This is a genomic window from Nonomuraea cypriaca, assembly GCF_015645445.1.
In the GTDB taxonomy this organism is placed as follows: domain Bacteria; phylum Actinomycetota; class Actinomycetes; order Streptosporangiales; family Streptosporangiaceae; genus Nonomuraea; species Nonomuraea cypriaca.
The window spans coordinates 1-1,114 of record NZ_JADOGI010000537.1 but is presented as its reverse complement, the minus strand read 5'-3'; the positions used below and the strand labels follow the sequence as shown (position 1 = coordinate 1,114).

The 1,114-nt window shown below is 71.5% G+C and carries 2 protein-coding genes; both read right to left on the bottom strand.

All coding sequences use genetic code 11. The features are described from left to right. The coding region (locus tag ITP53_RS55475; protein WP_328818975.1) for a serine/threonine-protein kinase at positions 1-762 on the bottom strand (762 nt) is incomplete at its 3' end. After that, a partial coding sequence (locus ITP53_RS58865; protein ID WP_236052261.1) for a hypothetical protein occupies positions 759-1,114 on the bottom strand: 356 nt, incomplete at its 5' end. The genes ITP53_RS55475 and ITP53_RS58865, both read right to left, overlap by 4 nt.

Here is a 1,114-nt window from a genome sequence, read left to right as displayed (position 1 = left end):
GGGATGGGGGCGGCCGCCGATGAGCTGGAAGAGGACGTCGTGCATGGCCGGGCGGGCGGTGGGGTCCTTGTCCAGGCAGCGGTGGACGATCAGGCGTAGCGACTCGGGCACGCCGTCGAGCCTCGGCTCCTCGTACTGGATCCTTCTGAGGACCGCAGGCAGGGAGTCGTTGCCGAACGGCGGGGTGCCGGTGGCCGCGTACACCATGACGGCTCCCCAGGCGAACACGTCGGCGGCCGGGCCGACGGTGGCGCCCGCGAACTGCTCGGGCGCCATGTACGCGGGCGTCCCCACGATGCTGCTGGTACGCGTCACGGCGGCGTCCACGGCGCGGGCGATGCCGAAGTCGATGACCCGCGGCCCGTCGCGCCCGAGCAGGACGTTCGCGGGTTTGAAGTCGCGGTGGACGACGCCGGCCCGGTGGATGGCGGCCAGCGCCGTGGCCGTGGCTACCGCCAGCCGTTGCAGGTCCGCCCCCGTGTGCAGGCCCGCCTTGTGCAGGGAGGGGCCTTCGACGTACTCGGTCACGATGTACGGCCGTGCGCCCAGCGACGCGTCGAGCACCTGCGCGATGCAGAACGGCTCCACCCGCCGCGCCGCGGCGATCTCCTTGGCGAACCGGCCGTCGCCGGGCACGCCCTCCCGCAGCACCTTGATCGCGACCTGCGTGCCGTCGGGGGCGGTGCCCAGGTAGACCACACCCTGGCCGCCCTCGCCGAGCCGCCCGACGACCCGGTACGGGCCGATGGCCTCGGGCGTCACCAGGTTTCCATGGCGCAGACGCTGAACGAGGTGCTTCTCTGCGCCGCGGACGGCGAGGTGGCCCGCAGGGTGACGGTGTGGCGGCCGGCGTCGAGCATGTACTGCCCGGACGTCACGAACATGGTGTAGCTGTCGGCGGACACCCACGACTTGCTGCTGTCGACGGTTTTGCCGTCGACCAGCCACGCGTAGGACACCCATATCTCGCGCTTGGTCGATTCCACGTTGCTCTGGAAGTGGACCGGCGGCATGAGGCAGCCATCCGCCTCGTTCTGGCCCGGACCGGCGAACAGGTCGATCTCCAGGACGCTGAGCCTGGCGTTCGCCACCGGCTTCTTGGTGGTCCGGGTCG